Origin of the sequence: Kribbella sp. NPDC059898, assembly GCF_042730855.1 — a bacterium.
Classification (GTDB): domain Bacteria; phylum Actinomycetota; class Actinomycetes; order Propionibacteriales; family Kribbellaceae; genus Kribbella.
This window is the reverse complement of the sequence record NZ_JBHWKR010000006.1, coordinates 103,718-129,237: the sequence shown is the minus strand read 5'-3', so window position 1 is coordinate 129,237 and position 25,520 is coordinate 103,718. Positions and strand designations below refer to the sequence as shown.

At 69.4% G+C, this 25,520-nt stretch carries 22 protein-coding genes; 5 read left to right on the top strand and 17 right to left on the bottom strand.

What is annotated here, in order from left to right; all coding sequences use genetic code 11:
* Positions 1–200: 200 nt before the first annotated feature.
* Positions 201–707, top strand: coding sequence for a hypothetical protein (locus ACFV9C_RS20510; protein WP_380195746.1), 507 nt, complete (start codon positions 201–203; stop codon positions 705–707).
* Here the strand turns inward: ACFV9C_RS20510 and ACFV9C_RS20505 are convergent.
* Positions 698–1,501 carry a metal-dependent hydrolase gene (locus ACFV9C_RS20505; RefSeq protein WP_380195744.1) on the bottom strand — a complete coding sequence of 268 codons (804 nt, stop codon included), beginning with the start codon at positions 1,499–1,501 and terminating at the stop codon, positions 698–700. The genes ACFV9C_RS20510 and ACFV9C_RS20505 overlap by 10 nt on opposite strands.
* A gap of 99 nt (positions 1,502–1,600) precedes the next feature.
* On the opposite strand from ACFV9C_RS20505, the gene argG reads away from it, so the two are divergent.
* Positions 1,601–3,034, top strand: a complete 1,434-nt coding sequence (argG, locus tag ACFV9C_RS20500) for an argininosuccinate synthase (RefSeq protein WP_380195742.1) — start codon at positions 1,601–1,603, stop codon at positions 3,032–3,034.
* Positions 3,035–3,086: 52 nt separating this feature from the next.
* Here the strand turns inward: argG and paaE are convergent, their stop codons facing one another.
* Genes paaE through paaA form a run of 5 tightly spaced genes read right to left on the bottom strand, consistent with a single transcriptional unit; the run spans position 3,087 to position 6,547 of the window.
* Positions 3,087–4,172, bottom strand: coding sequence for a 1,2-phenylacetyl-CoA epoxidase subunit PaaE (gene paaE, locus ACFV9C_RS20495; RefSeq protein ID WP_380195740.1), 1,086 nt, complete (start codon positions 4,170–4,172; stop codon positions 3,087–3,089).
* Complete coding sequence (gene paaD / locus ACFV9C_RS20490; protein ID WP_380195738.1) at positions 4,172–4,636, bottom strand: 1,2-phenylacetyl-CoA epoxidase subunit PaaD; 465 nt, start codon at positions 4,634–4,636, stop codon at positions 4,172–4,174. The genes paaE and paaD overlap by 1 nt, the downstream gene beginning before the upstream one ends.
* Positions 4,630–5,364, bottom strand: a complete 735-nt coding sequence (paaC, locus tag ACFV9C_RS20485; protein ID WP_380195737.1) for a 1,2-phenylacetyl-CoA epoxidase subunit PaaC — start codon at positions 5,362–5,364, stop codon at positions 4,630–4,632. Before paaC ends, paaD begins: the two co-directional genes overlap by 7 nt.
* Positions 5,361–5,639, bottom strand: a complete 279-nt coding sequence (paaB, locus tag ACFV9C_RS20480) for a 1,2-phenylacetyl-CoA epoxidase subunit PaaB (protein WP_167213524.1) — start codon at positions 5,637–5,639, stop codon at positions 5,361–5,363. The genes paaC and paaB overlap by 4 nt, the downstream gene beginning before the upstream one ends.
* Positions 5,636–6,547, bottom strand: a complete 912-nt coding sequence (paaA, locus tag ACFV9C_RS20475) for a 1,2-phenylacetyl-CoA epoxidase subunit PaaA (protein WP_380195736.1) — start codon at positions 6,545–6,547, stop codon at positions 5,636–5,638. Before paaA ends, paaB begins: the two co-directional genes overlap by 4 nt.
* A gap of 165 nt (positions 6,548–6,712) precedes the next feature.
* On the opposite strand from paaA, the gene ACFV9C_RS20470 reads away from it, so the two are divergent.
* From ACFV9C_RS20470 to ACFV9C_RS20460, 3 genes are all read left to right on the top strand, one after another.
* Positions 6,713–7,900 carry a DUF418 domain-containing protein gene (locus ACFV9C_RS20470; protein WP_380195734.1) on the top strand — a complete coding sequence of 396 codons (1,188 nt, stop codon included), beginning with the start codon at positions 6,713–6,715 and terminating at the stop codon, positions 7,898–7,900.
* An 18-nt stretch (positions 7,901–7,918) separates the two neighbouring features.
* Positions 7,919–8,521, top strand: coding sequence for a GNAT family N-acetyltransferase (locus tag ACFV9C_RS20465; RefSeq protein ID WP_380195732.1), 603 nt, complete (start codon positions 7,919–7,921; stop codon positions 8,519–8,521).
* A gap of 61 nt (positions 8,522–8,582) precedes the next feature.
* On the top strand, positions 8,583–10,280 hold the full coding sequence (locus ACFV9C_RS20460) for an alpha/beta hydrolase (RefSeq protein ID WP_380195731.1): 1,698 nt from the start codon (positions 8,583–8,585) through the stop codon (positions 10,278–10,280).
* 351 nt (positions 10,281–10,631) lie between these two features.
* Here ACFV9C_RS20460 and ACFV9C_RS20455 read toward each other — a convergent pair whose 3' ends face one another.
* The 11 genes from ACFV9C_RS20455 to ACFV9C_RS20405 form a co-directional block, all read right to left on the bottom strand.
* Positions 10,632–13,097, bottom strand: a complete 2,466-nt coding sequence (locus ACFV9C_RS20455) for an ATP-binding protein (RefSeq protein ID WP_380195729.1) — start codon at positions 13,095–13,097, stop codon at positions 10,632–10,634.
* Positions 13,098–13,192: 95 nt separating this feature from the next.
* The gene (locus ACFV9C_RS20450; protein ID WP_380195727.1) at positions 13,193–13,636 is read right to left on the bottom strand and encodes a hypothetical protein; all 444 of its coding nucleotides are present in this window, start codon (positions 13,634–13,636) and stop codon (positions 13,193–13,195) included.
* A gap of 1 nt (position 13,637) precedes the next feature.
* On the bottom strand, positions 13,638–14,384 hold the full coding sequence (dapB, locus tag ACFV9C_RS20445) for a 4-hydroxy-tetrahydrodipicolinate reductase (protein WP_380195725.1): 747 nt from the start codon (positions 14,382–14,384) through the stop codon (positions 13,638–13,640).
* A gap of 39 nt (positions 14,385–14,423) precedes the next feature.
* The gene (locus ACFV9C_RS20440; RefSeq protein WP_380195723.1) at positions 14,424–16,220 is read right to left on the bottom strand and encodes a hypothetical protein; all 1,797 of its coding nucleotides are present in this window, start codon (positions 16,218–16,220) and stop codon (positions 14,424–14,426) included.
* A gap of 29 nt (positions 16,221–16,249) precedes the next feature.
* Positions 16,250–17,257, bottom strand: a complete 1,008-nt coding sequence (locus ACFV9C_RS20435; RefSeq protein WP_380195722.1) for an ABC transporter ATP-binding protein — start codon at positions 17,255–17,257, stop codon at positions 16,250–16,252.
* Positions 17,258–18,259 carry an ABC transporter ATP-binding protein gene (locus tag ACFV9C_RS20430; RefSeq protein ID WP_380195720.1) on the bottom strand — a complete coding sequence of 334 codons (1,002 nt, stop codon included), beginning with the start codon at positions 18,257–18,259 and terminating at the stop codon, positions 17,258–17,260. It abuts the gene before it with no gap.
* The gene (locus tag ACFV9C_RS20425) at positions 18,256–19,155 is read right to left on the bottom strand and encodes an ABC transporter permease (protein ID WP_380195718.1); all 900 of its coding nucleotides are present in this window, start codon (positions 19,153–19,155) and stop codon (positions 18,256–18,258) included. Before ACFV9C_RS20425 ends, ACFV9C_RS20430 begins: the two co-directional genes overlap by 4 nt.
* Entirely contained in the window at positions 19,148–20,074 is a 927-nt protein-coding gene (locus ACFV9C_RS20420) for an ABC transporter permease (protein ID WP_380195716.1), read from the bottom strand. The genes ACFV9C_RS20425 and ACFV9C_RS20420 overlap by 8 nt, the downstream gene beginning before the upstream one ends.
* A complete protein-coding gene (locus ACFV9C_RS20415; RefSeq protein ID WP_380195714.1) occupies positions 20,071–21,651 on the bottom strand; it encodes an ABC transporter substrate-binding protein in 1,581 nt (526 codons plus the stop codon). Before ACFV9C_RS20415 ends, ACFV9C_RS20420 begins: the two co-directional genes overlap by 4 nt.
* A gap of 283 nt (positions 21,652–21,934) precedes the next feature.
* Positions 21,935–23,698 carry an ABC transporter ATP-binding protein gene (locus ACFV9C_RS20410; protein ID WP_380195712.1) on the bottom strand — a complete coding sequence of 588 codons (1,764 nt, stop codon included), beginning with the start codon at positions 23,696–23,698 and terminating at the stop codon, positions 21,935–21,937.
* On the bottom strand, positions 23,695–25,482 hold the full coding sequence (locus ACFV9C_RS20405) for an ABC transporter ATP-binding protein (RefSeq protein ID WP_380195710.1): 1,788 nt from the start codon (positions 25,480–25,482) through the stop codon (positions 23,695–23,697). The genes ACFV9C_RS20410 and ACFV9C_RS20405 overlap by 4 nt, the downstream gene beginning before the upstream one ends.
* Positions 25,483–25,520 lie beyond the last annotated feature (38 nt).

Sequence of the window (25,520 nt, the reverse complement as noted above, 5' to 3'; positions counted from 1 at the left end):
AAGAAATGGGTAGGCCTGGTGGCTGTCCGCTCGGGGGTCCGGGCAGCCACCAGGCTCACTCGTCCTATCGGGCCCACCCCCGTAGTCGTTACAGCTTCCGGCGAAAAAGTCCGGAAAAACTTCTGCGAATACTCTGCGTGTAATCACGATCGCTCTCCGTCGATATTCCGATGGCATCCGGGACCGCTACGCTCTTCCGCGTGTCGACACCTGCTGCCCCTCCCGCCGCCCGGCAGACCCTGACGACGGTCTGCGCCGCGATCGCCGGCGCGATCCCGATGATGACCCTCGTGCTCTGGTTCGTCCTCGCCGCCGACGGGATCGGGGACTTCCCCGTCGTGTGGGCGCCGATCGCCGTACTGGCCGTCGCGGGCGCGGCGTACGCGTTCTGTGAGCTGGCCGGGTTCCGGACTCCGGCGCTCGAGTACTCCGACCGGTCGGCCGCCGACGTCGAGCGCGCGTCGTGGGCGCGGTTCACCGCGTCGACGTTCACCCGGATCGCGCTGTGCGAGGCGCCGTTCATGGTGTCGGTCGCGCTCGCGTTCGTCGTGCAGAGCTTCTGGGTGGTGCTGATCGGGGCGGTGGCCGCGCTGCCACTTTTCCTCCTCGAGGCATGGCCGGGCGAGCGGAACCAGCGCCGATTCGCGGCGGCGCTGGAGTCCCGCGGGATCCCGTCGTACCTGGTCGGCGGCCGGCTTCAGGACTGACCGGCGAGCCAGACCGAGGTCGCGTCGAAGAGGCGCTGCACTACCTGGATGCCGCCGGGGAGCAGCAGTACGCCGGCGATCGTGAGGATCGGGACGATGATCGCGTGCTCGAACCAGTGGCCGGTGCTGAAGCGGAACGGCTTCGGGAGGCGGATCTCGTACCAGGTCTCGCCGCGGATCGGGAGCGGCCAGAGCCACGGGCAGCCCGACCGGGTGAGGCTGTCGCCGAGGCAGTGGACGAACATGCCGACGGCTACCGCGGCGCCGATCCAGCCGCCGATCTGAGTGAGGCCCGTTTGTACCGCGTCAGCAGGTCCTGCTCCTATTACCGACCAGCCGGCAGCTGCCAGGACCGCGATGACGATCCAGTCACCTAGGGCGTCGGCGGCTAGCACCAGACCTGTTACGGCGACCGCCAGCACGGCCCACTTGCCGCGGTCGCCCAGGGTTGCCGCGAGAAAACCGAGCAGCACGGCCGCCACGAGCGTGTGCGTCGCATGCCGGTGCTTGCCGGTGCCCTCCTCGTCACGAGGCCCCTTCGTGAGGTTGTAGAGGACGCCGGAGAACGCCCGTACGGCGCCTGAGACCAGGCGCGTGACCGGACCCAGGAGGCGGGAGGCGCTGGCGCCGGGGTGATCCAGGTCGGGCAGCAAGGCGTACCCGGCTGTGGCCGCGGCGAACGGCACCACCTCCGCCACCGTCGTCAACCCGACCAACGGCGCCACCGCCAGCCCGGCACACCACCCCGACAAGGCATGCGACCGCCCCATCATCCCGCGCCTCACTCCCCTCACACTCCCGTCCATCCTCCCCCACAAACCCCACCAACCCCACCAGCCACGCAGAGCAGCTCCGGCTTTGCATAATCATTCAGGGTGGTGCATACTCTTCCTGTGTCCAAGGTGCTTACTTCTTTGCCGGTCGGTGAGCGGGTCGGGATTGCCTTCTCAGGTGGTCTCGACACGTCGGTTGCGGTTGCGTGGATGCGGGACAAGGGAGCCGTCCCGTGCACGTACACGGCTGATATCGGGCAGTACGACGAGCCCGACATCGCCTCGGTGCCCACGCGCGCCACGGCGTACGGCGCGGAGATCACGCGCCTGGTCGACTGCCGCGCGGCGCTCGTCGAGGAAGGGCTCGCGGCGCTCGCCTGCGGGGCGTTCCACATCCGCTCCGGCGGCCGGACGTACTTCAACACCACCCCGATCGGCCGGGCGGTGACCGGCACGCTGCTGGTCAAGGCGATGCTCGGCGACGACGTACAGATCTGGGGCGACGGGTCGACGTTCAAGGGCAACGACATCGAACGGTTCTACCGGTACGGCCTGCTCGCGAACCCGCAGCTGCGGATCTACAAGCCGTGGCTGGACGCGCAGTTCGTGCACGAGCTCGGCGGCCGGAAGGAGATGTCGGAATGGCTGGTCGCGCACGGCCTGCCGTACCGCGACTCCACCGAGAAGGCGTACTCCACCGACGCGAACATCTGGGGCGCCACCCACGAGGCGAAGACCCTCGAGCACCTCGACACCGGGGTCGAGACCGTCGACCCGATCATGGGCGTCGCGCACTGGGATCCCACGGTGGTGATCGAGACCGAGGACGTCACGATCGGCTTCGAGCAGGGCCGGCCGGTGACGATCAACGGCAAGGAGTTCGGTACGGCGGTCGACCTCGTCCTGGAGGCGAACGCGATCGGCGGCCGGCACGGGCTCGGCATGTCCGACCAGATCGAGAACCGGGTCATCGAGGCCAAGTCGCGGGGCATCTACGAGGCGCCGGGCATGGCGCTGCTGCACGCGGCGTACGAACGGCTGGTGAACGCGATCCACAACGAGGACACGCTCGCCAGCTACCACAACGAGGGGCGGAAGCTCGGCCGGCTGATGTACGAGGGTCGTTGGCTCGACCCACAGTCGCTGATGCTCCGGGAGTCGCTGCAGCGGTGGGTCGGTACGGCGGTCACCGGAACCGTCACGCTCCGGCTGCGGCGCGGTGAGGACTACTCGATCCTCGACACCACCGGCCCGGCGCTGAGCTACCACCCGGACAAGCTGTCGATGGAGCGGATCGAGGACTCGGCCTTCGGCCCGGTCGATCGGATCGGCCAGCTGACCATGCGGAACCTGGACATCGCGGACTCGCGGTCGAAGCTGGAGCAGTACGCCGGCCTCGGCATGTTCGGCCAGTCGAACGCGGCCCTCGCCTCCTCGACCGACCTGATCGGCGAACTCCCCAAGGGCGGCGCCGAAGCCATCGCCTCCCGCGGCGAAGCCACCCAGCAAGACGAACTCCTCGACCGCGCCGCGATGGAGTCCGGCACCGACTGAGGCCCGCCTTGCCGGTGGACGACTACGTCCTGTCGGTCTCTACACCGGCCAGCTACGCGTCGTAGTCGAGGGTTACGGCGGCGGTGGTGGGGTGGGACTGGCAGGTCAGGACGTAGCCGGCGCGGATCTCGTCGGGCTCCAGCGCCCAGTTGGTGTCCATGCGGACCTTGCCTTCGAGGACCTTGGCTCGGCAGGTGCCGCAGACGCCGCCCTTGCAGGCGAAGGGGGCGTCGGAGCGTACGGCGAGGGTTGCGTCGAGGACTGCTTTGGAGTGTTGGCCCAGGGAGAAGGTGGAGCGGCGGCCGTCGAGGATCACCGTGACCTGGGCGGCGTCCTCGTCGGTGACAGTTTCCTCGACCGGGGCCTGGGGGGCTTCGTCGCCGACGTGGAAGAGTTCGGCGTGGACGTGTTCGCGGGCTACGCCCTCGGACAGGAGGAGGTCCTGGGCGCCGACGACCATCGCGTACGGGCCGCACAGGAACCATTCGTCGACGGAGTCCAGCGGCAGGATCGTCGCGAACATCCGCCGCAGCCGGTCGGTGTCGATCCGGCCGCTGAACAGCTCCACCTCGGTCGACTCGCGGGACAGTACGTGGACGAGGTGGAAACGCTCGGCGTACCTGTCCTTTAAGTCGGCCAGCTCGTCGGAGAACATCACCGAGCCTGCGGTGCGGTTGCCGTACAGCAGCGTGACGCGGCTCGACGGTTCGACGGAGAGGATCGTCGCGACGAGGGACAGTACGGGCGTGATGCCGCTGCCTGCCGCCACGAACGCGTAGTGCTTGGCGTTGGCGGCGTCGAGGGTGGTGCCGAAGCGGCCGAGCGGGGTCATCACCTCGAGCTCGTCGCCGACCTTCAGATCGCGGGCGGCGTACGCCGAGAACTCGCCGCCGGGGATCCGCTTGACGCCGATCCTCAGTACGCCGGAGCCGGCGGGTGAGCAGATCGAGTAGCTGCGGCGGACCTCTTCTCCGGTACGGCGGATCGTGAGGTGCTGGCCGGCGGTGAAGTCGTACGCGGCTGCCAGCTCCGGTGGTACGGCGAAGGTGATCGCGACCGCGTCGTCGGTGATGGGCTCGATCGCGGCGACCTTCAGGCTGTGGAAGGTGGCGCGGCGTCTCGGGGCGATGGTCGTCATCAGATCGCCTTGAAGTGGTCGAAGGGTTCTTTGCAGGTGTTGCAGCGCCACAGGCTCTTGCAGGAGGTGGAGGCGAAGCGGCTGAGCTCGGTCGTGTTCGGGGAGCCACACAAAGGGCACCGAATGCTCAACTGCAGCAGGACCGGTCCGCTTGATGGTGGGGCGATGCCGTACTCGTGGAGTTTGGTGCGGCCGGCGTCTGTCATCCAGTCGGTGGTCCAGGCGGGTGAGAGGACTGTTTCTACCCGGCCGACGACGTGCAGGGACTGGAGGGTGAGTTCTACCTCGTGGCGGATGAGGTCCATCGCCGGGCAGCCGGAGTAGGTGGGGGTGATGGTCACGACGATCTGGTCGCCGTCGTGGTGGAGGCCGCGGAGGACTCCCAGGTCGGCGATGGTGAGGACCGGGATCTCGGGGTCGGTGACCTCACCCACGGCCTCGAGGACGGCGGCGTCGGTCACCATGTCGCACCTGGGTGGGACCGGGCGATGTGCTGCAGCTCCGCCAGCAGGTAGCCCAGGTGTTCGGTATGACGCCCCTCGCGGCCGCCGCTGTGCTGATACGACGACGAAGGCCGCGTGCAGGTCGACTCCTCGACGACTCCCAGAACTCGACGGTTCCATTCGTCCTGCAACCGCGCAGGGTCGACGGCGACGGGCAGGCGCTCCACCAGAGCGTCCGACTCGAACAGCTCGCCGGTGTACGGCCACAACGCATCCAGCGCGTCCTGCATCCGTCGATGACTCTCGGCAGTTCCGTCGCCCAGTCGCAGCACCCACTGGGTCGCGTGGTCCACGTGGTACGCGGTCTCCTTCACCGCCTTCCCCGCCACCCCCGCCAGCGTCTCGTCGGCGCATGCTCGCAGCTCGTCGTACAGCAGCTGCTGGTACGTCGCGAAGTACAGCAACCGCGCCATCGCGAACGCGAAATCCCCGTTCGGCAGCTCGCACAGCAGCAGGTTCCGGAACTCGCGCTCGTCCCGGAAGTACGCCAGCTCGTCTTCGGTGGACCCGGTCAGCGACCCGGCGTACTGCAACAGCGACCGCGCCTGCCCCAGCTGGTCCAGCCCGATGTTGCCGAGGGCAACGTCCTCCTCGAGCTGCGGGGCGGCCGCAATCCACTCGCCGGTCCGCTGCGCCGCGATCAGCGCGTCGTCACCGAGCCGGAGGGCGTACTCGTACAGGTCGTTCACAGGTGCTCGACACCTTCCGGAACCTGGTAGAACGTCGGATGCCGGTACACCTTGTCCCCCGCGGGGTCGAAGAACTCGTCCTTCTCGTCCGGCGAGGACGCGGTGATGTCGGACGCCCGTACCACCCAGATCGACACACCCTCTTGTCGACGTGTGTACACGTCACGCGCATTGCGCAACGCCATCGTCGCGTCCGGCGCGTGCAGGCTGCCGACATGCGTGTGCGACAACCCGCGGCGCGAGCGGACGAAGACCTCCCACAGTGGCTCGATCATGCGGCGCGAGCCTCCTTCTTGGCTGCATAAGCTGCAGCCGCCTCGCGAACCCAGGCACCGTCCTCATGCGCCTTCACCCGCCGCGACAGCCGCTGCTGGTTGCACGGACCGTTGCCCTTGACAACTTCGTACAGCTCCGCAGAGTCCGGCTCGGTGAACCGGTAGTGCCCGTCGGAGTACACCAGCCCGTCGTCAGGCACCCGAAGACCCAGTACGTCGGCCTGCGGCACGGTCATGTCCACGAACCGCTGCCGCAGCTCGTCGTTGCTGTGCCGCTTGATCCCCCACGCCATCGACTGCTCCGAATGCGTGGACGCCGAGTCCGGCGGGCCGAACATCATCAGCGACGGCCACCACCACCGGTCCAGCGCGTCCTGTGCCATCGCCTTCTGCTCAGGCGTCCCGTTGCACAGCGTGTACAGGATCTCGAACCCCTGCCGCTGGTGGAACGACTCCTCCTTGCAGACCCGCACCATCGCCCGCGCGTACGGACCGTACGAGCAGCGGCACAGCGGCACCTGGTTGACGATCGCAGCGCCGTCCACCAGCCAGCCGATCGCGCCAATGTCGGCCCAGGTCAGCGTCGGGTAGTTGAAGATGCTGGAGTACTTCTGCTTCCCGCTGTGCAGCAGGTCGAGCAGGTCCGCGCGGTCGACGCCGAGCGTTTCCGCGGCGGCGTACAGATAGAGACCGTGGCCGGCCTCGTCCTGCACCTTGGCCATCAGGATCGCCTTGCGGCGCAGCGAGGGCGCGCGGCTGATCCAGTTGCCTTCCGGCTGCATCCCGATGATCTCGGAGTGCGCGTGCTGCGCGATCTGCCGGATCAGGGTCTTGCGGTACCCGTCGGGCATCGCGTCCCGCGGCTCGATCCGGCCGTCGGCGTCGATCGTCGCCTGGAAGCTGTCCATGCCTCCAGCATATGTGACACTTTTTGCCAGAATCAACAACAGGTGTCACAAAGGTGGTGCTGAACCCACCCCCGGGAGTGGGCTTGCCGTACTGGGGAGCCCGGTCGCGCGGACCCAGGATGGAGTCATCCGTTCAAGGGCTGCACAGTTTCCCCGGAGGACCCCGTGACCACCACCACTCTGAACCCGACGACCGACCACAGAGGCCCGGTCACCGGCCGCGAGCGCGCGCTTGCCCCGGACCTGATCCGCGGCGCGATGCTGCTGCTGATCGGCCTCGCGAACAGCGCGAACTTCGCTTTCGCCGGCCAGCCCGGCGTGGAGAGCACGCCGCACGGCTTCGAGCGCATCCTGAACTTCCTCAAGCTGACCTTCGTCGACGCCCGCGCGTACCCGGTGTTCGCGGTGATGTTCGGCTACGGCCTGGTCCAGCTGGCCCGCCGGCAGCAGGCGTCCGGCGCCACCAACTCCGCCGTACGCCGGATCCTCGTCAAGCGGAACGCCTGGCTGATCGCCTTCGGCCTCGTACACGCGACCTTGCTGTACTTCGGCGACTTCCTCGGCGCGTACGGCGTCGTCGGGATCGCCTGCGCGCTGCTACTGCTCAACCGCGGCGACAAGTTCCACCGGATCGTGCTGGCCCTCTGGGCGTTCATGACTCTGGAGACGCTGTTCGTCGCCGCCAAGGCCGTCGCCTCGATCGTCACCAGCTCCGGCCCGGCGCACACGCTCACCAACTCCCCCAACCCGTCGCTGGCGGCCACGTCGTACCTGAGCAGCCTCGTCCACCGGCTGCAAGAGTACCCGCTGCACATGGCCAGCGTCTTCGGCTTCATCGTGATCGTCTGGCTGGGTGTCTGGGCCGCCCGCAAGCAGCTGCTGGAGAACCCCACCGCCCACAAGACCCTGCTGACCCGCGTCGCCGTCGGCTGCCTCGGCATCACGTTCCTCGGTGGTCTTCCGCTCGCGCTGATCGGGGCCGGCTGGATGCACGTCGACCAGGCCGCGGTGGATTCGGCGAGCCTGCTCTCGCACGTGTCCGGCATGTTCGGCGGTCCGGGGTACGTCGCCCTGTTCGGTCTGATCGTCGCGCGGATCCGCACGCAGTCGCTTCCGGTACGGGCGATCTCCGCGCTCGGTCAGCGGTCGCTGTCGGGGTACCTGTTCCAGTCGGTGTCGTGGATGATCCTGCTGGCCCCGTTCACGCTGGACCTGCGCTTCGGGAGCACGGCGTACACCGCGGCGCTGGTCGCGATCGGCGTCTGGATCATCTCGGTCGTCGCGGCGTACGCGATGAGCCGCCGGTCGTACCGCGGCCCGGCCGAGACCCTGCTGCGCCGGCTCGTGTACTGACTTGCGAGGATTGCGACCATGAGCGACTTCGGGGTTCCGGAACCCGCCAACCTCTCGGACCTGTCCGCTGCCGCGCCGATCGCCGAGACCAGCGTCCGGCTCGCGCTGCCCGCGGAGGCAGGAGAGATCGGCGAGATCCAGGTGGCGGCCTGGCGGGCGTCGTACGCCGGGCTGCTGCCGGCCGACGTCCTCGCCGATCTCAACCCCGCGCAGTTCGCGGCCCAGTGGCGGGCCGCGCTGCTCGCCCCGGGCGAGGCGCGGAACCGGGTCCTGGTCGCGCTGGCCGGCCGCACCCTGGTCGGCTTCGCGGCCGTCACCCCGTCCGACGACCCGGACGCCGACCAGCAGCACGACGCGCTGATCGCGGAGCTGGCGGTCAGCCCCGAGGCCACCCGCGCCGGCCACGGATCGCGGCTGCTGAACGCGGTCGTCGACACCGCCCGCGCCGACGGCTTCCGCCGGGTGACCGCCTGGGTGAACTCGACCGACGACGTACTCCGCGCCTTCTACACCGAGGCGGGCTGGGCGCCGGACGGGGCGCACCGCGAGCTCGACCTGTACGGCGACGAGTCCGTGCGGATCAAGCAGATCCGGCTGCACGCCGACCCCGGCACGGAGTAGCTCCGGCAGGCATGACAGATTGTCACGGACCGATTACGCGTGGCCATCTGTTGGAGTCTGCATGAAGTACCTCACCCTGGCCGTCGGCCTGGGCCTTTCCGCTGTTGCTGTGCTCGTCGTCCCGGGATCGGGGGCGACGGCGTCGATGAATGCGGCGACGGTCGTCGACCGGCCGCATCCGGTGGCGTCCAAGTACCTGAAGCAGAGACCGGCGTGGACCAAGTGCGGTGACGAAGAGCTTCGGACGTACTGCGCGAAGATCACCGTCCCGCGCGACTGGGCGAACCAGTACGCCGGCAACGATCTGCAGATCGCGGTCAGCAAGGTCGCGCCCGCGAAGGGCAAGCCGACCCGGGTGGTGTTCGGCAACCCGGGCGGGCCGGGCGGCGCCGGGCTCGGGATGGCGCCGTACCTCGCGAGCCAGGCGCCGCTGGCCAAGGACTTCCTCGCGGTCGGCTTCGACCCACGCGGCACCGGCGGCAGCTCGAACGTCAGCTGCGACGGCGCCCCTGGCTACACGATGGACGCCCGCGACCGCGATCCCGGGACCCGGCGCCTGATCACCGAGGCGTCCGAGTTGACGCAGCCGTACTGCGACAGCCAGTCGCGCGGACTGATGCCGTACATCACGACCGCGCAGACCGTGCAGGACATGGACCTGATCCGGCAGCTGCTGGGCTTCGACAAGGTGGACTACGTCGGGTACTCCGGCGGCACCTGGCTCGGCGCGTACTACCAGACCTACTTCCCCGAGCACGTCGGCCGGTTCGTGCTGGACTCGAACACCGACTTCACCGGCACCTGGCTGGACACGTTCAGCGGCCAGCCCCAGTCGTTCGAGCGCCGCTTCCGCGAGGACTTCGCGCCGTGGGCGGCGAAGTACGACGCCGACCTGCACCTCGGGTCGTCACCCGGAGCGGTGATCCGGTTGTACGAACGGTTACGGCGAGCACTGAAGGCGGCGCCCGCGACCGAGGAGTTCCTGGACGGCGCGGTCAAGATCACGTACGACGAGAACACCCTCGACCTGATGATCACCGGGGATTTGTACTCGAAGCTCGACTTCCATTCCCTGGCGTCGGATCTGCGCTTTCTGACCGACCTTTCCGCGGCCCAGGCAAAAGGAGGCCCGCGGGCCGCGCAACGGCAGGTCGACGCCCTTCCGGCGGCCCGTCAGCAGCAGCTCGTACGGCGCGCGCACCGGGCACCGATCGGCCTGCGGATGGCCGGCGAGGTCGATTCCGAGGGTGCCACCTTCGCCGCGATCACCTGCAACGACACACCCTGGCCACAGGGATCGGAGTACGGCGAACAGCTCGCCGCCCGGCTCGGTCCGCACTACCCGTTGGTCGGCTGGACGATGAACGAGAACCCGTGCTTCTCCTGGAAGCGTCCGAACCTGACGATGCCCACGCCGACCGGCAAAGGCTTGCCCACAACGCTGATGGTGCAGTCGGTCCACGACCCGGCGACGAACTACGGGCTCGCGGTCGCGGCCCACGAGCGGTACGCCGGATCGCGCCTGCTGACCGTCACCGGCGAAGGCGACCACGGCGTGTACGGCGGCGTGAACAAGTGCGCGGACCGGATCGTGAACACGTTCCTCACCACTGGCGTCGCGCCGGCCGCGGACGTGAGTTGCCAGGGCGAGGGGATCCCGGCGCCGGGGCCGGAGGTGCCGGGCATGGACGCCGTCGAGGGTGCTCCGTTACAAAAGATCGCCGGATTCACGAAAGCCGTTTCCGGATATCTTCGGTAGCGAGCGTTTGACATTCTCCGGAATTCGGCACCGGATGGTCACGGTGGGCGAATTCCGCGGAATGACTTCGTTGTCAGGACATAGTTGTCAGGGCGATGTCAGGGTTACGTCCCTGTGCGACAGAGCGTGATCGCGGCAACCTGGAGTCAACGCGGAGGACCGAGCGTCGACTGGGAGGGCTCGACGACGGCCTACGCCGGACGTGGCTTCGGCCGGCTGTGCGGGTGGGGGGACTGCCGAGGGCTTGGGGAGCCCGGACAGAACACAGCCGGTCGGGTCACGCATCTCCAGATCCCTCGCGGGGTACCGTCGATCCCCCAGGTCGTGGTGCCTCGCGAGGCTCCACCACGTTCACAGCGTGTCCCGGGTCCGATCGTGTGGTCGTGGACCCGGTGGGTAGCCGTCGACTACTGCTGCCAGGGGGGCGGCTCGGCCGGCCGACCAGGCGGTGCGGAGAGTTCGGCGGTCGAGGGACGACTCGACGGCGATGCGGGTGGCCTCGTAGTCGGGCTGTTCGATGCGGGGCACGGGTGCACGGATCACTTCCCGGACCTCCGCCGCGGCCCCGAGCAGGAACGCGGCGTACTCGCTCCGCCCACGATGCTGCGCGACAGCGGCCAGCTCCTCGAGCACACTGGCCGACCGCCACCGATCGCCCAGATCCCGGTGCTCCGCAAGGCTTTCGTCGAGCAGATGCACGGCCCGCTCGGTCAGCCCGCGCCGCCGCTCGACGATGCCGAGCTGGTTCAGGGACCACGCCACGCCCTCGCGGTACCCGAGCCGCTGCGACAGCGCCAAGCTCTCCTGCAGCAGCTCCTCCGCCTCGACGAGCTCCCCGCTGTACTGCGCGATCGTCCCGAGGCTGATCAACGACCAGGCCAGCCCCTCGCCGTCGCCAACGACCCGGAAGCTGTCGCGTGCCCGCCGGCACCGCCGCGCCCCGATCTCGAGATCGCCACGCAACCACGCCACGAACCCGAGGTGGTTGTGCGCCCACGCCATTCCGGCCCGATCGCCGAGGCTCTCGTACAGGTCGTAGCTCTCGCAGTGCAGGTCCTCGGCCGCAACGTAGTCCCCACGCTCGCGCGCCACTCCTCCGAGCCGCTGCAGCACCATCGCCGTACCGGCCTTGTCGCCGAGCTCCTTGTACTGCGTCCGCGCCGTCTGCAGCCGCGCCGTCGCCGCGTCGTACTCGCACCGCAGGAACGCCAGTGTCCCCGCTCCGAGGTTCGCCTTCGCCCGGGCTGCCTCAAGACCAGGCGCATCGCCGAGGTCCAACGCCCGCTCCAACCACTGACTGCCCTCGGAGTAGTGACCACGGAGGCAGCAGAACAGCCACAACCCACCAGCCAACCGCAATGCCTCGGCGACGGAGTTGGTCCGCACCGCCCACGCCATCGCGGCCCGAAGGTTCGCCAGCTCGGCCTCCAGCCGATCCAGCCACTCCCCCTGCTCCGGTCCGCGCAGCCGGCTGTCGGCTTCCTCGGCCAGGCTCAGGTAGTACCGCGCGTGCCGCTCGGCCGTCGCCTCCACACCGCCCGCCGCGTCCAGGTGATCGGCGGCGAACTCGCGGATCACCATGAGCATGTAGTACCGCGCGACCCCGCCGCGCCGGACCACCTTGATCAGCGACTTGTCCGCCAGCCGCCCGATCAGGTCGAGCGCCTCGACCCGCGTGCGTACGCCGGACAGCACCGCCGCCGTCGCGCCGAGCGTCCAGCCGCCCTTGAACACCGACAGCTGCGCGAACATCTCCCGCTCGGCCGGGGTGAGCAGCGCGTGACTCCACTCGATCGCGCCGTACATCGACTGCTGCCGCGGCGACAGCGTCCGCGACCCGCCGGCCAGGATCCCGAACGACGTCTCCAGTTCCGCCGCGAGCTCCTCGATCGTCATCACGGACGTCCGCGCCGCGGCCAGTTCGATCGCGAGCGGCATGCCTTCCAGGCGGCGGACGACGCGGGCGACCTGGTCGAGCTGCCCGGCCGGGTCGTACCCGCGGGCGGTCGCACGCTCGACGAACAGCCGGACCGCCTCGGACGACTCCAGGTGGTCCTCGTCGTACGGCAGGCTCAGCGACGGGACGACGTACACGCTCTCGCCGGACAGCCGGAGCAGTTCGCGGCTCGACACGAGGATCGACAGGTTCGGGCAGTGCTCGAGGAGCGTGCCGCACAGGTCCTCGACCGGCGCGAGTACGTGCGAGCAGTTGTCGAGGGCCAGCAGGATGGCGCTGCGGCCGATCTGTTCCGCGATGTCGACGGCGAGCCGGCTCTGCAGACCGATGGCCTCGGCAACGGCCGGTACGACAGTCTCGGGATCGGTGAGCGGCGCGAGCGGTACCCAGCAGACGCCGTCCTGAAAGGCGTCGCCGACCTCTCCGGTGACAGCCTGCATGAGCCTGGTCTTGCCGACCCCGCCAGGCCCGGTCAGCGTCAGCAGGCGAGTGACGCGCTTGGTCAGCAAGCGGGTCGTCGTGGTCAGCTCCGTGCTGCGGCCGATCAGCTCACTGGTCGGCACCGGCGGCTGACGCAGCGGCATCCGGGCCGTGTCCGCGTCCCGGCGGGCCGCCGCGGCGAACAGCAACCGGTCCTGGTCGCCCAGCCGCAAGGCGTCCGCGAGCAGCCGCAGCGTCTGCGCCCGCGGCGCACGCCGGCGTCCTCGCTCCAGTGCCGCGATCGCGTCGACGCTCAGACCGGCAAGCTCCGCCAGCCCCTCCTGCGACAGCCCGGCCTCCCGCCGATGCCGGCGCAGCAGGCCACCGAACCCAGCCTCCTGCACGTCGTCCGAGCCGCGGCGAGACCCTTCTGACGCCACAGGACGGCCCCACCCAGTCTCCGACCTCTACGTGGCGGCTGCCACGTACTCTCCCGAAAATAGCCCGAACCACACCGGCTTGTCAGGCATTCGTCTCAGCTCCCGGCGTCGTGCTGCCCGATCGCCTTCCGCATCGTCTCGCGCGCCCGCCGCCGATCGCCGGCCGCGTCGTACGCCGTGGACAGCCGGAACCACACCCGCCAGTCGTCCGGTGCCGCTTCTGCTTCCGCCCGGTACTGACCGAACGCCGCATCTGCGGCGGCCCGGTCGATCCGCCCGGACGGCCGCCGCGGCAGGTCGTCCACCGGCAGCCCGCCGGCCGCCTCCAGCTCGCGCGCCAGTACTTCGGTACGCCGCCCGAACTGGATCTCCCGCCACACCAGGTACGCACCGAGCAGCGGGATCACCAGTACCGCGACCCCGAGCACGATCGCGACCGGCTCACCGGTCCCGATCAGCAGCACCCCCCGCCAGCCGATCAGCCCGGCGTACACCACGAACACGACCGCCAGCAGGAACGCGGTCTGCTTGGCCTTCATGTCAGGACAGGTCCATGAAGTGCTCGAGGCCGACGGTGAGACCCGGCGCGGCGCCGACCGTCCGGACGCCGAGCAGTACGCCGGCCATGAACGACACCCGCGCCATCGAGTCGTGCCGGATCGTCAGCGTCTCGCCCTCGTCGCCGAACAGCACCTCCTGGTGCGCGATCAGCCCGCGCAGCCGGACGCCGTGCACCCGGATCCCCTCCACGTCCGCGCCACGGGCGCCGTCCAGCGCCGTCGTGGTCGCGTCCGGGATCGGACCGCAGCCGGCCGCGCGGCGCGCGTCCGCGACCAGCTCGGCGGTACGGCGCGCCGTACCGGACGGGGCGTCCACCTTGTCCGGGTGGTGCAGCTCGATGATCTCGACGGACTCGTAGTACCGCGCGGCCTGGGCGGCGAACCGCATCATCAGCACCGCGCCGATCGAGAAGTTCGGCGCGATCAGCACGCCGGTCGCCGGCGACTTCGCCAGCTGGTCGCGCAGCGTCGCGAGCCGGGCGTCGTCGAAGCCGGTGGTCCCGACGACCGCGTGGATGCCGTGCGCGATGCACCAGGCCAGGTTGTCCATCACGACCTCGGGCCGGGTGAAGTCGACCACGACCTCGGCACCCGCCGCGGTCAGCGCGTCCAGCGAGTCACCCTGGTCGAGCTGCGCGACCAGCTCGCAGTCGGCCGCCTCCTCCACCGCGAGGCACGTCTGAGCGCCCATCCTGCCCTTGGCCCCCAGCACACCGACCTTGATCATCCGCACCAGTCCTCCAGTCCAGTAGAGGACTACAGGATCTCATCCGGCCTTCGGCACCCAGACCTGCAGGTCCATCGTCTGCCGCGGCGGCGCCAACTGCCGGTAGCCGGCGCGGAAATCCAGCCCGCACGACCGGAGCGCGGTGATGTCCTGGTCGGTGATCGCGCGGTTCAGGATGATCAGCGGCGCCGGAGACGGGCGCTTCGTCCGGCAGACCTCCTCGATGCCGGCCACGGTGCGCGCGCGTTCGGCCGGGGCGATCCACGCCTCGCCGAGCGGGCGGCCGTCGAGCATCAGCACCAGTCCGGCCATTTTGTCGAGCGCGAGCATCGGACGGCCGGGCTTGAGATACGGGCGGAGGTCCTCGGCGAGCCTGGTGTACGCCTGCGCGTTCTTGGGGGTCAGGTGCAGGCCTTTCAGCGCCGGCTGGGTCGCGGCCACGGTCAGCTCCGACGTCGGCGGCGAGCGGTACGGGTACTTCGTCAGCCCGGTGAACGCGATCGTCGTCGTTGCGAGCAGCGAACCCGCGAGTACGGCGCCCACGATCGCCCGGGTCGCGACCGGCGTCGCCCAGATCCCGGTGAGTACGGCGATCATCAGCGCGGCCCAGGCGGCGAACGCGTTGAAGCCGATCACGTACAGCGGGGTGTTCGTACCGAAAGCCTGGACGAGCGGGAGCAGCAGGAGCAGTACGAGCACCACCCACGTCCTGGTGTTCTCCCGGCACAGCCGCGAGCATTCCGTGACGCCGGTCCGCCACCCGATCACCGCACCCGCCGCGGCCACGACGGTGACGAGCACCGCGGCGAGCAGCGTCGACGGGTACGTCCCCACGTGGATGGTGCCGCCGAGCGCACCGCCGTACCCGATGATGCGCCAGGCCGAGACGGCGAGCCCGAGGATGGCGAGGGCAGCCGCGACACGGCGGAGGACGCGCGGGCGGCCGACGACCGCGACGGCGGTGGCGACCAGCAGCAGGCCGTGGTACCAGAGCGTGCGGCCGAGGAGCGTGAGGCCGGTCGTCCAGTAGTGGTGCAGGAGCTCGGTCGGCGAGTACGACGTACCGGCGATGAACCGGTTGACGGTCAGGATCCCCGGCACCGCGACGTTCAGCCGGATCACGAACAGCTGGACGAACAGCACCGCGACCGCGAGCCCGGCGAGCGCGAAAAGGATGCCGCGAGCAACGGCCCGCCGGCCCTGGGCGGCCAGTACGACGATCGCGGCGAGGACGATCAGCCCGATCAGCGCGACCGACGTCCACTTCGCCAGCACCATCGCGCCGATCACCAGCCCGGCCACGACCGGTACCCAGAACGGCACCGGCGTACCGCGGTCCACCGCCGTCGCCATGCACAGCACGCACGCGATCAGCAACAGCGCGCCCAGCAGTACGACGTCGTTGTACCCGGGCGACAACGGCAGCCACGCGTAGCACATCCCGCCCGCCGCAAGGATCACCGCCGTACCGGCCGCCTCGAACCACCGGGTCGGGGGCATCGCCGGGCGCCGCCCGCGGAGCCAGCGCATGAAGCTGTAGCCGAAGAGCAGATGTACGGCGACCACCGTGCACAGCCGGAACACCCGGAGCCCCGGGATGCTGTACCCGAGGAGCTGGAAGACCGGTCCGTACAGGTACTGCACGCCGGTCAGCGCGAGTGGATTGTTGTGCCACCAGCGGTACGAGAGCAGGTAATAGCCCTCGTCGGTGATGTCGAAGCCCTTGCCGGCAGCCACTGCCGCCGCCACGATCCACCAGAGCGCGAGCCCGGTCGCGACCGCGGTCACCCCGGCGAGCAGCATGAACCGTCTGCTTGCCGAGGAAACCGTCTTCACGGCCGCAACCCTAGGCCATCATGCCTGAGCTATCTCGCAGCTACTCCCGCCGAGTACTCCGCTTGTGACTCCTCGGCGAAGTGGCAGGAGACCGTCTGGCCGGAGCTGAGCTCGCGGAGTTCCGGGACGTCGGTGCTGCATCTGTCCGCCGCGCGCAGGCAGCGGGTGTGGAAGCGGCAGCCGGACGGCGGGGACACCGGTGACGGCGGGTCACCGGCCAGGACGATCCGTTGCCGGCCCTGGCGGGCGAGGCCGGGCTCGGCCGAGAGCAGGGCCTGCGTGTACGGGTGCGCGGGAGCGTCGTACACCTGCTGGTGCTCGCCGAGTTCCGCGACCTTGCCGAGGTACATGACCGCGACCCGGTCCGAGACGTGCCGGACGACGGACAGGTCGTGCGCCACGAAGATGATGCTCAGGCCGAGCTCACGCTGCAGCCGCATCAGCAGGTTCACCACCTGCGCCTGCACCGACAGGTCGAGCGCCGACACCGGCTCGTCGCACAGCAGTACGTCGGGATTGAGCGCGATCGCGCGGGCGATCCCGATCCGCTGCCGCTGGCCGCCGGAGAACTGGTGCGGGAACTTCGTCTCGTCCTCGGGCCGCAGCCCGACCAGGTCGAGCAGCTCCCGGACCCGGGCCCGGATGTCGACGCCCTTCGAGACGTCCGGGTGCACCTGCAGCGGCTCGGCGACGATCTCGCCGACCCGCATCCGCGGGTTCAGGGCGGAGTACGGGTCCTGGAACACCACCTGGACGTTCCGCCGCCACTGCCGCAGCTCGCGGCCGCGGAGCTTGCTGACGTCGACGCCGCCGTACTCGATCCGGCCCTCGGTCGGCTTCTCCAGCGCCGCGAGCAGCCGGACCAGCGTCGACTTGCCGCAGCCGGACTCGCCGACGATGCCGAGCGACTCGCCCTTGCGCAGCGTCAGGTCGACGCCGTCGACGGCCCGTACGACGGTCTTGGACCCGAAGCTCAGCGCCGGGCTGATGTCGTAGTACTTCACGACATTGGTTGCCACCAGCAACTCGTCGGCCATCTAGACCGCCTCCTTCTCGGCGAGCGTCGTACGGCGGATGCACGCCGCATCCCGGCCCGGCGCGACTGTCAGCAACGGCGGTACGTCGAGCGCGCAGTCGTCGATCGCGATCGGGCAGCGGGGCCGGAACGCGCAGCCGGACGGGATCGCCAGCAGCGACGGCGGCGTACCGGGAATCGTCGGCAGCTCCTGGCCCTTCAGATCGGCCGACGGCATCGACCCGAGCAGGCCCTCGGTGTACGGGTGCACGGGGTGCGCGAGTGCCGCCGCGGTCGCGGCCCGTTCGACGACGTGCCCGGCGTACATCACCACCACGTTGTCGGCGACGTCCGAGACCACGCCGAGGTCGTGGGTGATCAGTACGACGCCCATGTCCCGCTCGGCCTGCAGCTCCGCGATCAGCTCGAGGATCTGCGCCTGCACAGTCACGTCGAGGGCCGTCGTCGGCTCGTCGGCGATCAGTACGTCGGGGTCGAGGGCGAGCGCCATCGCCAGCATCACGCGCTGCCGCATGCCGCCGGAGAACTCGTGCGGGTAGTCCCGGACCCGCTTCGACGCGGCCGGGATCCGGACCCGGTCGAGCATCTCCGCGGCCTTCGCCATCGCCTCCCGCTTCGACATCCCGCGGTGCACCCGGTAGCACTCGGCGATCTGGGTGCCGACCGACTGCACCGGGTTCAGCGCGGACAGCGAGTCCTGGAACACCATCGTGATCCGGTTCCCGACGATCTTGCGGCGTTCCTTGGTGGTCATCGCGATCAGGTCCTCGCCGCGGTACTCCGCGGTCCCGGACACGATCCGGCCCGGCGGCATCTCGAGGATACCGGTCAGCGCCTGGGTCGAGACGCTCTTGCCCGACCCGGACTCCCCCAGGATTGCCAGCGTCTCCCCGGCCCGCACCTGCCAGGACACCCCGTCCACCGCCCGCACAGGTCCACGCGGAGTCTCGAAGTCGACGGTCAGGTTGTCGACCTTCAGTAGTACTTCGCCAGTAGCAGTCATCGCAGAAGTTTCGGGTCGAGGGCGTCCCGGATCGAGTCGCCGATGATCATGAACGAGATCGTCATCGTCGAGATGAAGATCGCCGGCCAGATGAACAGGTGCGGGGTGTCCCGGTACGACGCCGCGACGCCGAACTGCGAGCCCCACGAGATCGACGGCGGTTGCAGGCCGACACCGAGGAAGGTGAGCGCCGCCTCCAGGCCGACCATGCCGCCGATGCCGAGCGTGGTCATCGCCAGCAGCGGGGCCATCGAGTTCGGGAACACGTGTTTGCGCAGGATCCGCAGCGGCGGCACCCCGATCGACCGGGCCGCCAGCACGTACTCGCGGTTCCGCACCGAGAACACCGTGGCCCGCATCAACCGCATCCCGCCCGGCCAGCTGATCACCAGGATGACGCCGACGATGATCCAGATGCTCCGGTCCTGCACCGAGTTCAGGATCACGATCAGCACCACGATGCCGGGGATCGAGAACAGGACGTCGGCGGTCCGCGAGATCAGCGCGTCGACCGCGCCCGGGAAGTACCCGGCCAGCAGCCCGAGCGTGCCGGCCAGCAGGAACGCCCCGAAGCTCGCGCAGATACTGACCAGCACCGACGGCCGCGCGCCGTACACGACGTTCGCGAAGTAGTCGCAGCCCTGGATGTCGAACCCGAACGGGTGCCCCGGACCGCTGCTCTGCCGGCTCTTGGCGAGGTCGCAGAACCGCGGGTCCGCGGACGTGAACAGCTTCGGCACCGCCGCCATCGCGAAGAACAGCAGGAGCAGCAGGCTGCACACGATGAACTGCGGCTTGCGCAGCAGCGCCCGCAGCAGTTCGCGGTTCGACAGTGTCCGGCCGTCGCCGAGCTCCTGCGCCTCGGCGCCGACGGCCGCGGAGATCTGTTCAGACATTGCGCACCCTCGGGTCCAGGACGCCGTACAGCACGTCGACCAGCAGGTTGATCAGGATGAACGAGATGAACGCGAGCGTGCACAGCAGCACCACCACGCCGCCCTCCTTCAGCTTGACCGCCTGGAACATGAACTGGCCGAGCCCGGGCAGGTTGAAGATGCTCTCGGTGATGATCGCGCCGCCGAACAGGCCGGCCAGGTCGAGACCGATGAACGTGACCACCGGCAGCAGCGCGTTCGGCAGGATGTGCCGCCAGAGCACGCGCTGCTCGCCGAGGCCCTTGGCCCGCGCGGTCTTCACGAAGTCCGCGTTCACGGTCTCCACGATCGACGTTCGCATCAACCGGCCGAGCCCGGCGAAGCCGAGCACGCCGATCACCAGCGCGGGCAGCAGGTACGCCCGTGGATAGCCTTCCAGTACGCCGGACACCGGGAACCACTTCAGCTCCACCGCGAACAGGTACTGGGCGGCGAAGTACGCCACCAGGCCCGGGATCGCGAGCAGCACGAGTGTTGCCAGCAGCAACGACCGGTCGACCCAGCCGTTCCGCTTGAAGCCCGCGTAGATCCCGAAGATCAGGCCGAGCACCCACTGGAACACCATGCTCATCGTGGCCAGCTTCAGCGTCACGGGGATCCGCAGCCGGAGCTGGTCGCCGATGTCGGCGCCGGCGAACGTGGTGCCGAAGTGGCCGGTCAGGATGTCCTTCATGCTCAGCAGGTACTGGACGATGAACGGGTCGTCCAGGTGGTACTGCGCCCGCTTCGCGGCCAGCACCGCGGCCGGGATCGGTTTGTCGCCGGCCAGCTCGCGCAGGGGGTCCCCGGGCATCGCGAACACGAGCGCGAAGACCCCCAGCGTGACGATCAGGCCGATCGGGATCGCCGCGAGGACGCGGCGGAGGACGAAACGGATCACTTGAAGGTCGCCCAGAGTGCCGAGACGCCGACGTACTTCGAGACCCGGGGCTGGACCTTCGCCGAGTGCAGGTACGCGTTCGACTTGGTGTACAGCGGGATCAGCGGCATGTCCTCGAGCGCGATGTCCTCGGCCTGCTGGTACAGCTTGATCGCCTTCTCCGGGTCCGGCTCGGCGTCGCCCTTGGCCAGCACCGCGTCCAGCGCCGGGTTCGAGTACCCGGCGAAGTTCGCGTCGCCGTTGGACTTGAACATCGGGGTCAGGTAGTCCTCGATCGACGGGTAGTCGTGGCCCCAGCCGGAGAACCGCAGGCCGTCCAGCTTGCGGCTGTCGGCCAGCGCGCCGATCTCGGAGCTCTGCTTGCCGGTGTACTTCACCTGCAGGCCGAGGTTCTGCCGGAGCATGTTGCCGATCGCCTCGGCGAAGATCTGGCCGGTCGCCGACGAGGTGTTGTAGTTGATGTTCAGCACCCCGGAGAAGCCCCCGGCCGCGGCCAGGTCCGCCTTCGCCTTGCTCGCGTCGAAGTCGCAGTACTTGCAGGCGTCGTCGCGGTAGCCGGCCATGTCCGGCGCGACCAGGCCCTTGGCCGGCTCGGACAGCCCGACCAGGTCCGCGAACGCCTTCCGGTCGATCGCCTCCGAGATCGCGTGCCGCAGCTTCGGGTTCTTGAACCGGGCGTCCCAGGCCGGGATCACCAGGTAGTTCGCACCGGAGCTGATGCTGGTCACCCACTGGTCCGGGGCGTCGGTCTTGAAGCTCTTCACCTTGGTCGGCGGTACGTCGACGAAGTCCAGGTTGCCGGCCAGGAACTCGTTGTACGCCGTGTCGCCGTTCGCGATGAACTTGTAGGTGATGTTGTCCGCCTGCGGGATCTGCGGGCCCTTGTAGCCGTCCCACTTGACGAGCTTGATGTCGTCACCGGCGTTCCAGTCGCCCGCCATCTTGAACGGGCCGTTGCCGATCGGCTTGCGCTTGTAGGCGTCCGGGTTCTTCCGGACCTCCTCCGGCAGCGGCGCGAGCCCGAGGTACTGCAGCGTCAGGCCGAACTGCGAGAACGGGACCTTGAGCTTCACCGAGAAGGTCAGGTCGTCGATCTGCTTGAGGCCGCTGAGCGTCTTCACCGCGGTCGGCTTCGGCGTGGCGCCGTCCGGCGTCGGCGGGTTCAGCGCGTCGTACCCCTCGACCTTGGAGAAGAAGCCGTTGTTCTTCCAGCCGTTCGAGCCCTCGGCGGTCATGTTCCAGCTGTCCACGTAGTCCTTCGCGGTCAGCGGCTGGCCGTTCTGGAAGGTGTTGCCGGCCTTCAGCTTGATCGTCCAGGTCTGGCTGGTCTTGTCCGGCGTGACCGAATCGGCCATCACGTTCTGCAGCTTGCCCGTTTCCGGATCGGTCTGCACCAGCGGAGCGAAGATCGCCATCGCGACCCCGATCCCCGGGCTGCCGTTGTCGTTCAGCGGGTTGATGTACTCCAGCGGGTCGGCGATGACCGCGATGGTCTCGCTCTTGGCACCGGAGCCGCCTCCGCTGCTGCTCTTGCCGTCTCCACAGGAGGCGAGCACCAGCGCAAGGCCGAGTGCCACCCCCACAACCCCAGTCAGACGTCGCACGGTCAAACCAACTTCCTCGGCGGGAGGGCCGCTAGGCGGGCGGAACAAGCGTCATGGTGTCTGGTCGAAACTGCGCATGTCAACGTTGTCAGGCGCAAAGCGGCGGCGCGTAACGTGAGCGTTACTTTGCCAAGACCTCAGATGACCAGCCCCTGGTTGCGAAGCGAAGCCTCACTTAATCAGATCAGTGCGCCAGAGTCATCAGATGACAGGTCAGTTTGTGGCAAAACTCGCCATTGCGCACAGCTGCGCATTATCAGCGGTAACCGGCCGCTTGCAGACTGTAGAGTTCGGCGTACGTTCCACCGTCGGCCAGCAGTTCGGCGTGCGTGCCGCGTTCGGTCACGCGGCCGTTCTCGAGGACGACGATCAGGTCCGCGGACCGGACGGTCGAGAACCGGTGCGAGATCAGCAGCGTGATCCGGCCGTCGGCCCGGCCGGCCCGGGCCTCGGCGGCCAGCCGGTCGAACAGCGCCGCCTCGGTCTGCGGATCCAGCGAGGCACTCGGCTCGTCGAGGATCATCAGCAGCGGCGCCGGCCGGACGAGCGCCCGGGCGATCGCGAGCTTCTGCCACTGCCCGCCGGACAGCTCGACGCCGCCCGCCCACGACGTACCGAGCTGGGTCCCGGCGCCGTGCGGCAGTTCGTCGACGAAGGTGGCGCCGGCCTTGCCGAGCGCGGTCCGGACGCGGTCCGGCGGCTCGTCCAGGCCGCCGACCCCGACCGCTTCCTCCACGGTCAGCTGGTACCTGACGAAGTCCTGGAAGCCGGCGCTGACCTTACGCCGGTACTGCCTGAGGTCCAGTGCGGCGAGGTCGACGCCGTCGATGAGGACCTCGCCGGAGCGCGGGCGGTACATGCCGGTGAGGAGCTTGACCAGGGTTGACTTGCCGGCGCCGTTCTCGCCGACGATCGCGATCGTCTGCCCGGCCGGCAGGAACAGGTCCGTGCCGGGGAGTGCGAGCCGGTCCTCGCCGCCGTACCCGAAGGTCACGTTCTTCAGCTCGATACCGTGGCTGAGACGGTCCGGCGCCGGAGTCCGGCCCGGTTGGTACCGCGCTTGGTCCGCGAGCCAGAAGTAGTGCTCGGCGGTCGTCCGGATGCGCAGTACGGAACCGGCCAGGTCGAGGATCCGGTTCGCGGCGCTCACCACGGCACCGGCGAGCGCGATCGCCAGCGCCACGTCGCCGGCGGTCACCCGTCCGGCTGCGGCCTCGCGGAGGATAATCAGCAAGGCGCCGACGTACGCGATCGGGAACAGCGCCCAGCCGGCCGAGCCGATCAGCACCGACCGGAAGAGCGCTGTGTGGGCTATCCGGTTCGCGTCGTCGGTCGCGCGGCGGTGTTCGCCGAGCAGTTCGTCGCCGAGCGACGCGACATGGATCTCCTGGGCCGAGGACGGGTCGACCGAGACCATGAACAGTTGCTGGGCGAGCCGGCGGCGCGGGGCGGCGTCCAGCTCGGACTGGCGGCGGAGTTGCTCGGCGCGGCGGCTGAGCCAGAGCGCGGGAAGCGCGACGAGCGGGAGCAGCGCGAGGACGGGTTCGAGGTTCGCGAGCAGGACCGTGCTGATCACGAGTTGGGCGAGGACCAGCGGCGCGATGAACGGCAGTGTCACGCTGTCGCCGAGTTCGGACGCCTCGCGGCGCAGCGACTGCAGGCGGTCGAGGAAGTCCGGCCGCTCGAAGTGCTCGATCCGCGGCGCGCCCGCGGCCAGCCGCAGGACCCGCCGCTCGGACACGAACCCGGACCGCTCGCGCATCCGGATCGTGGCCCACCGGTAGCCGATCGGCGCGACCAGGACGAGGGTCAGCGCGATCGCGACCCCGATCCCGCCGGCAACGATTCGGTGCCGCTCGCCGGAGACCACGCCGTCGACCAGCGGCCGGACCGCGAGCGCGAACAGCAGCGGACTGACGAAGCTCGACATGGTGACGACCGTGTAGAGCAGGAACAGGCCCGGGCCGATCTCCCAGCCGAGCCCGATCAGCAGCCGGGCCGTGTTGATCCACGACTTCATGCCGGCTCCTCGAAACGTGCGGCCTGCAGGCGGAACATCCGGGCGTAGCTGCCGTCGAGTACCAGCAGTTCGTCGTGCGTACCCTGCTCGATCACCTGGCCCTCGTCGAGGACCACGATCGACGACGCCTGCCGAACCGTCGAGAACCGGTGCGAGATGAGGATCGTCGACAGTCCCGCGGTCAGTTCGAGGAAACGCCGGTACAGCTCGGCTTCCGAGCGGGCGTCGAGGTGCGCGGCGGGTTCGTCCAGGATCAGTACGGAGGCCCCTTGCTGTACGGCGTACAGCGCTCGTGCGAGACCGAGCCGCTGCCACTCGCCGCCGGACAGCTCGACACCGCCGTCGAACTCGGTGGACAGGATCGTGTCCCACCCGTTCGGCAGCGCGTCGATCACGCCCGTCGCGCCGGCCCGTTCGACCGCGGCGTCCGGTACGCCGTCGGCGCGGCCGAAGCGGACATTGTCGTACGCCGACATCGGGAGGCGGAGCGGCTGCTGGAAGACGACGGCGAGTCGACGCCGCCAGTCGTCGAGGTCCAGGTCCGCGAGGTCGGCGTCGTCGACGGTGATCGTGCCGTGGGTCGGCTCGTACAGGCCGCAGAGGAGCTTGACCAGGCTGGTCTTGCCGGCGCCGTTCGCGCCGACGATCGCGAGCGACTGTCCGGCGTGGATGACAAGGTCGAGGTTGCGCAGCACCTGCCGATCACCGGCAGGATAGGCGAAAGACACGGTGTGGAAGGCAATCGCGCGCGTCGGCAGTCCGGTCGCCGGGGCGGTCCCCCGGTCGCTCGAGGTGGTGGCGAGCGCCTGGAGCGCATCGTCGTACCGGCGGAGGGTGGCGAGGGCGAGCTCGGTCTGGAGGCCGGTCCACGACGACTGCTGGATGCCGCCGAGCGCGATCAGGAAGGTCTGCACGTACGTCGCGGTCGCGCCGGCGGACAGGCGTCCCGCGGTCGCCTCGCGGACCACGAGCACGATCCCGGTCAGGACGACCACGCCGAGCGCCGCGGTGGCGACGAGCGGACGACGACCTGGACGGCTCAGCACGCGTTCCATCGTTTGCGTCCAGGTCTCGCCGTGCCGCGCGACCACGTACTCCGGGAGGCCGAACAGGCGGATCTCCTTCGCGGCCGGCGGGGTGGTGCCGAGGTCGTCGAAGTACCGCATCCGGCGGGCGGATTCGCTGGCGCCGTAGTGGTGGCCGGCCTCGGTCCGGGAGGCGACCTTGTCCTCGTACGCCGCCCACACACCGGCGACCAGCAGACCCGCGCCGAGCCACCAGTGGAAGCCGCCGAGGATGATGCCGGACGCAACCAGCACCACCCGCCCGGTCGCCAGCCCGCCGACGGTACTCGCCAACCGCCCCGGCCGCGCCCAGTCCGCCCGTAAGGTGTCCCGCCCGACCTCCACCAGCTGCGCCGTCGCCGGATCCTCCAACTGCTGCACACCACGCGGCGCCGACACCGCCCGCATCAGGTCGTGCTGCAGCACCGCGTCGACCCGCTCCCCCAACGCAGTACCCGCCGCCCGCTGCAAGGCCCCAGCCATCCACTGCAACAGCAGGCACCCGGCCGCAACCACAGCCCACACCACGGCCCGCGCCGAATCACCGCGCACAACCCCGGCGACGACCTGCCCGATCGCGAGCGCGGCCCCGACCGGCGCGGCAGCCGACAGCACGACCGTCATCGCGCTCACCAAGAACAGCCCACGCCCAGCCCGCCAGGCCACCCCGGCGAACCTCAGCATCCCGGAGTTGGCCGGCATCTCCCCGCCCTTCCGCACGGACGTGCCAACGTACCAACCAATCGGCTCTTGTACTT

Coding starts and splice junctions, on each gene's coding strand:
- paaE (WP_380195740.1), bottom strand. CDS start 4,172: ATGACGACCATCGCCCCGAGACGCCGCGCCACCTTCCACAGCCTGAAG.
- paaD (WP_380195738.1), bottom strand. CDS start 4,636: ATGGTGACCGACGCCGCCGTCCTCGAGGCCGTGGGTGAGGTCACCGAC.
- paaB (WP_167213524.1), bottom strand. CDS start 5,639: ATGATCGAGCCACTGTGGGAGGTCTTCGTCCGCTCGCGCCGCGGGTTG.
- paaA (WP_380195736.1), bottom strand. CDS start 6,547: ATGGACAGCTTCCAGGCGACGATCGACGCCGACGGCCGGATCGAGCCG.
- ACFV9C_RS20465 (WP_380195732.1), top strand. CDS start 7,919: ATGAGCGACTTCGGGGTTCCGGAACCCGCCAACCTCTCGGACCTGTCC.
- ACFV9C_RS20460 (WP_380195731.1), top strand. CDS start 8,583: ATGAAGTACCTCACCCTGGCCGTCGGCCTGGGCCTTTCCGCTGTTGCT.
- ACFV9C_RS20450 (WP_380195727.1), bottom strand. CDS start 13,636: ATGAAGGCCAAGCAGACCGCGTTCCTGCTGGCGGTCGTGTTCGTGGTG.
- dapB (WP_380195725.1), bottom strand. CDS start 14,384: ATGATCAAGGTCGGTGTGCTGGGGGCCAAGGGCAGGATGGGCGCTCAG.
- ACFV9C_RS20435 (WP_380195722.1), bottom strand. CDS start 17,257: ATGGCCGACGAGTTGCTGGTGGCAACCAATGTCGTGAAGTACTACGAC.
- ACFV9C_RS20430 (WP_380195720.1), bottom strand. CDS start 18,259: ATGACTGCTACTGGCGAAGTACTACTGAAGGTCGACAACCTGACCGTC.
- ACFV9C_RS20425 (WP_380195718.1), bottom strand. CDS start 19,155: ATGTCTGAACAGATCTCCGCGGCCGTCGGCGCCGAGGCGCAGGAGCTC.
- ACFV9C_RS20410 (WP_380195712.1), bottom strand. CDS start 23,698: ATGAAGTCGTGGATCAACACGGCCCGGCTGCTGATCGGGCTCGGCTGG.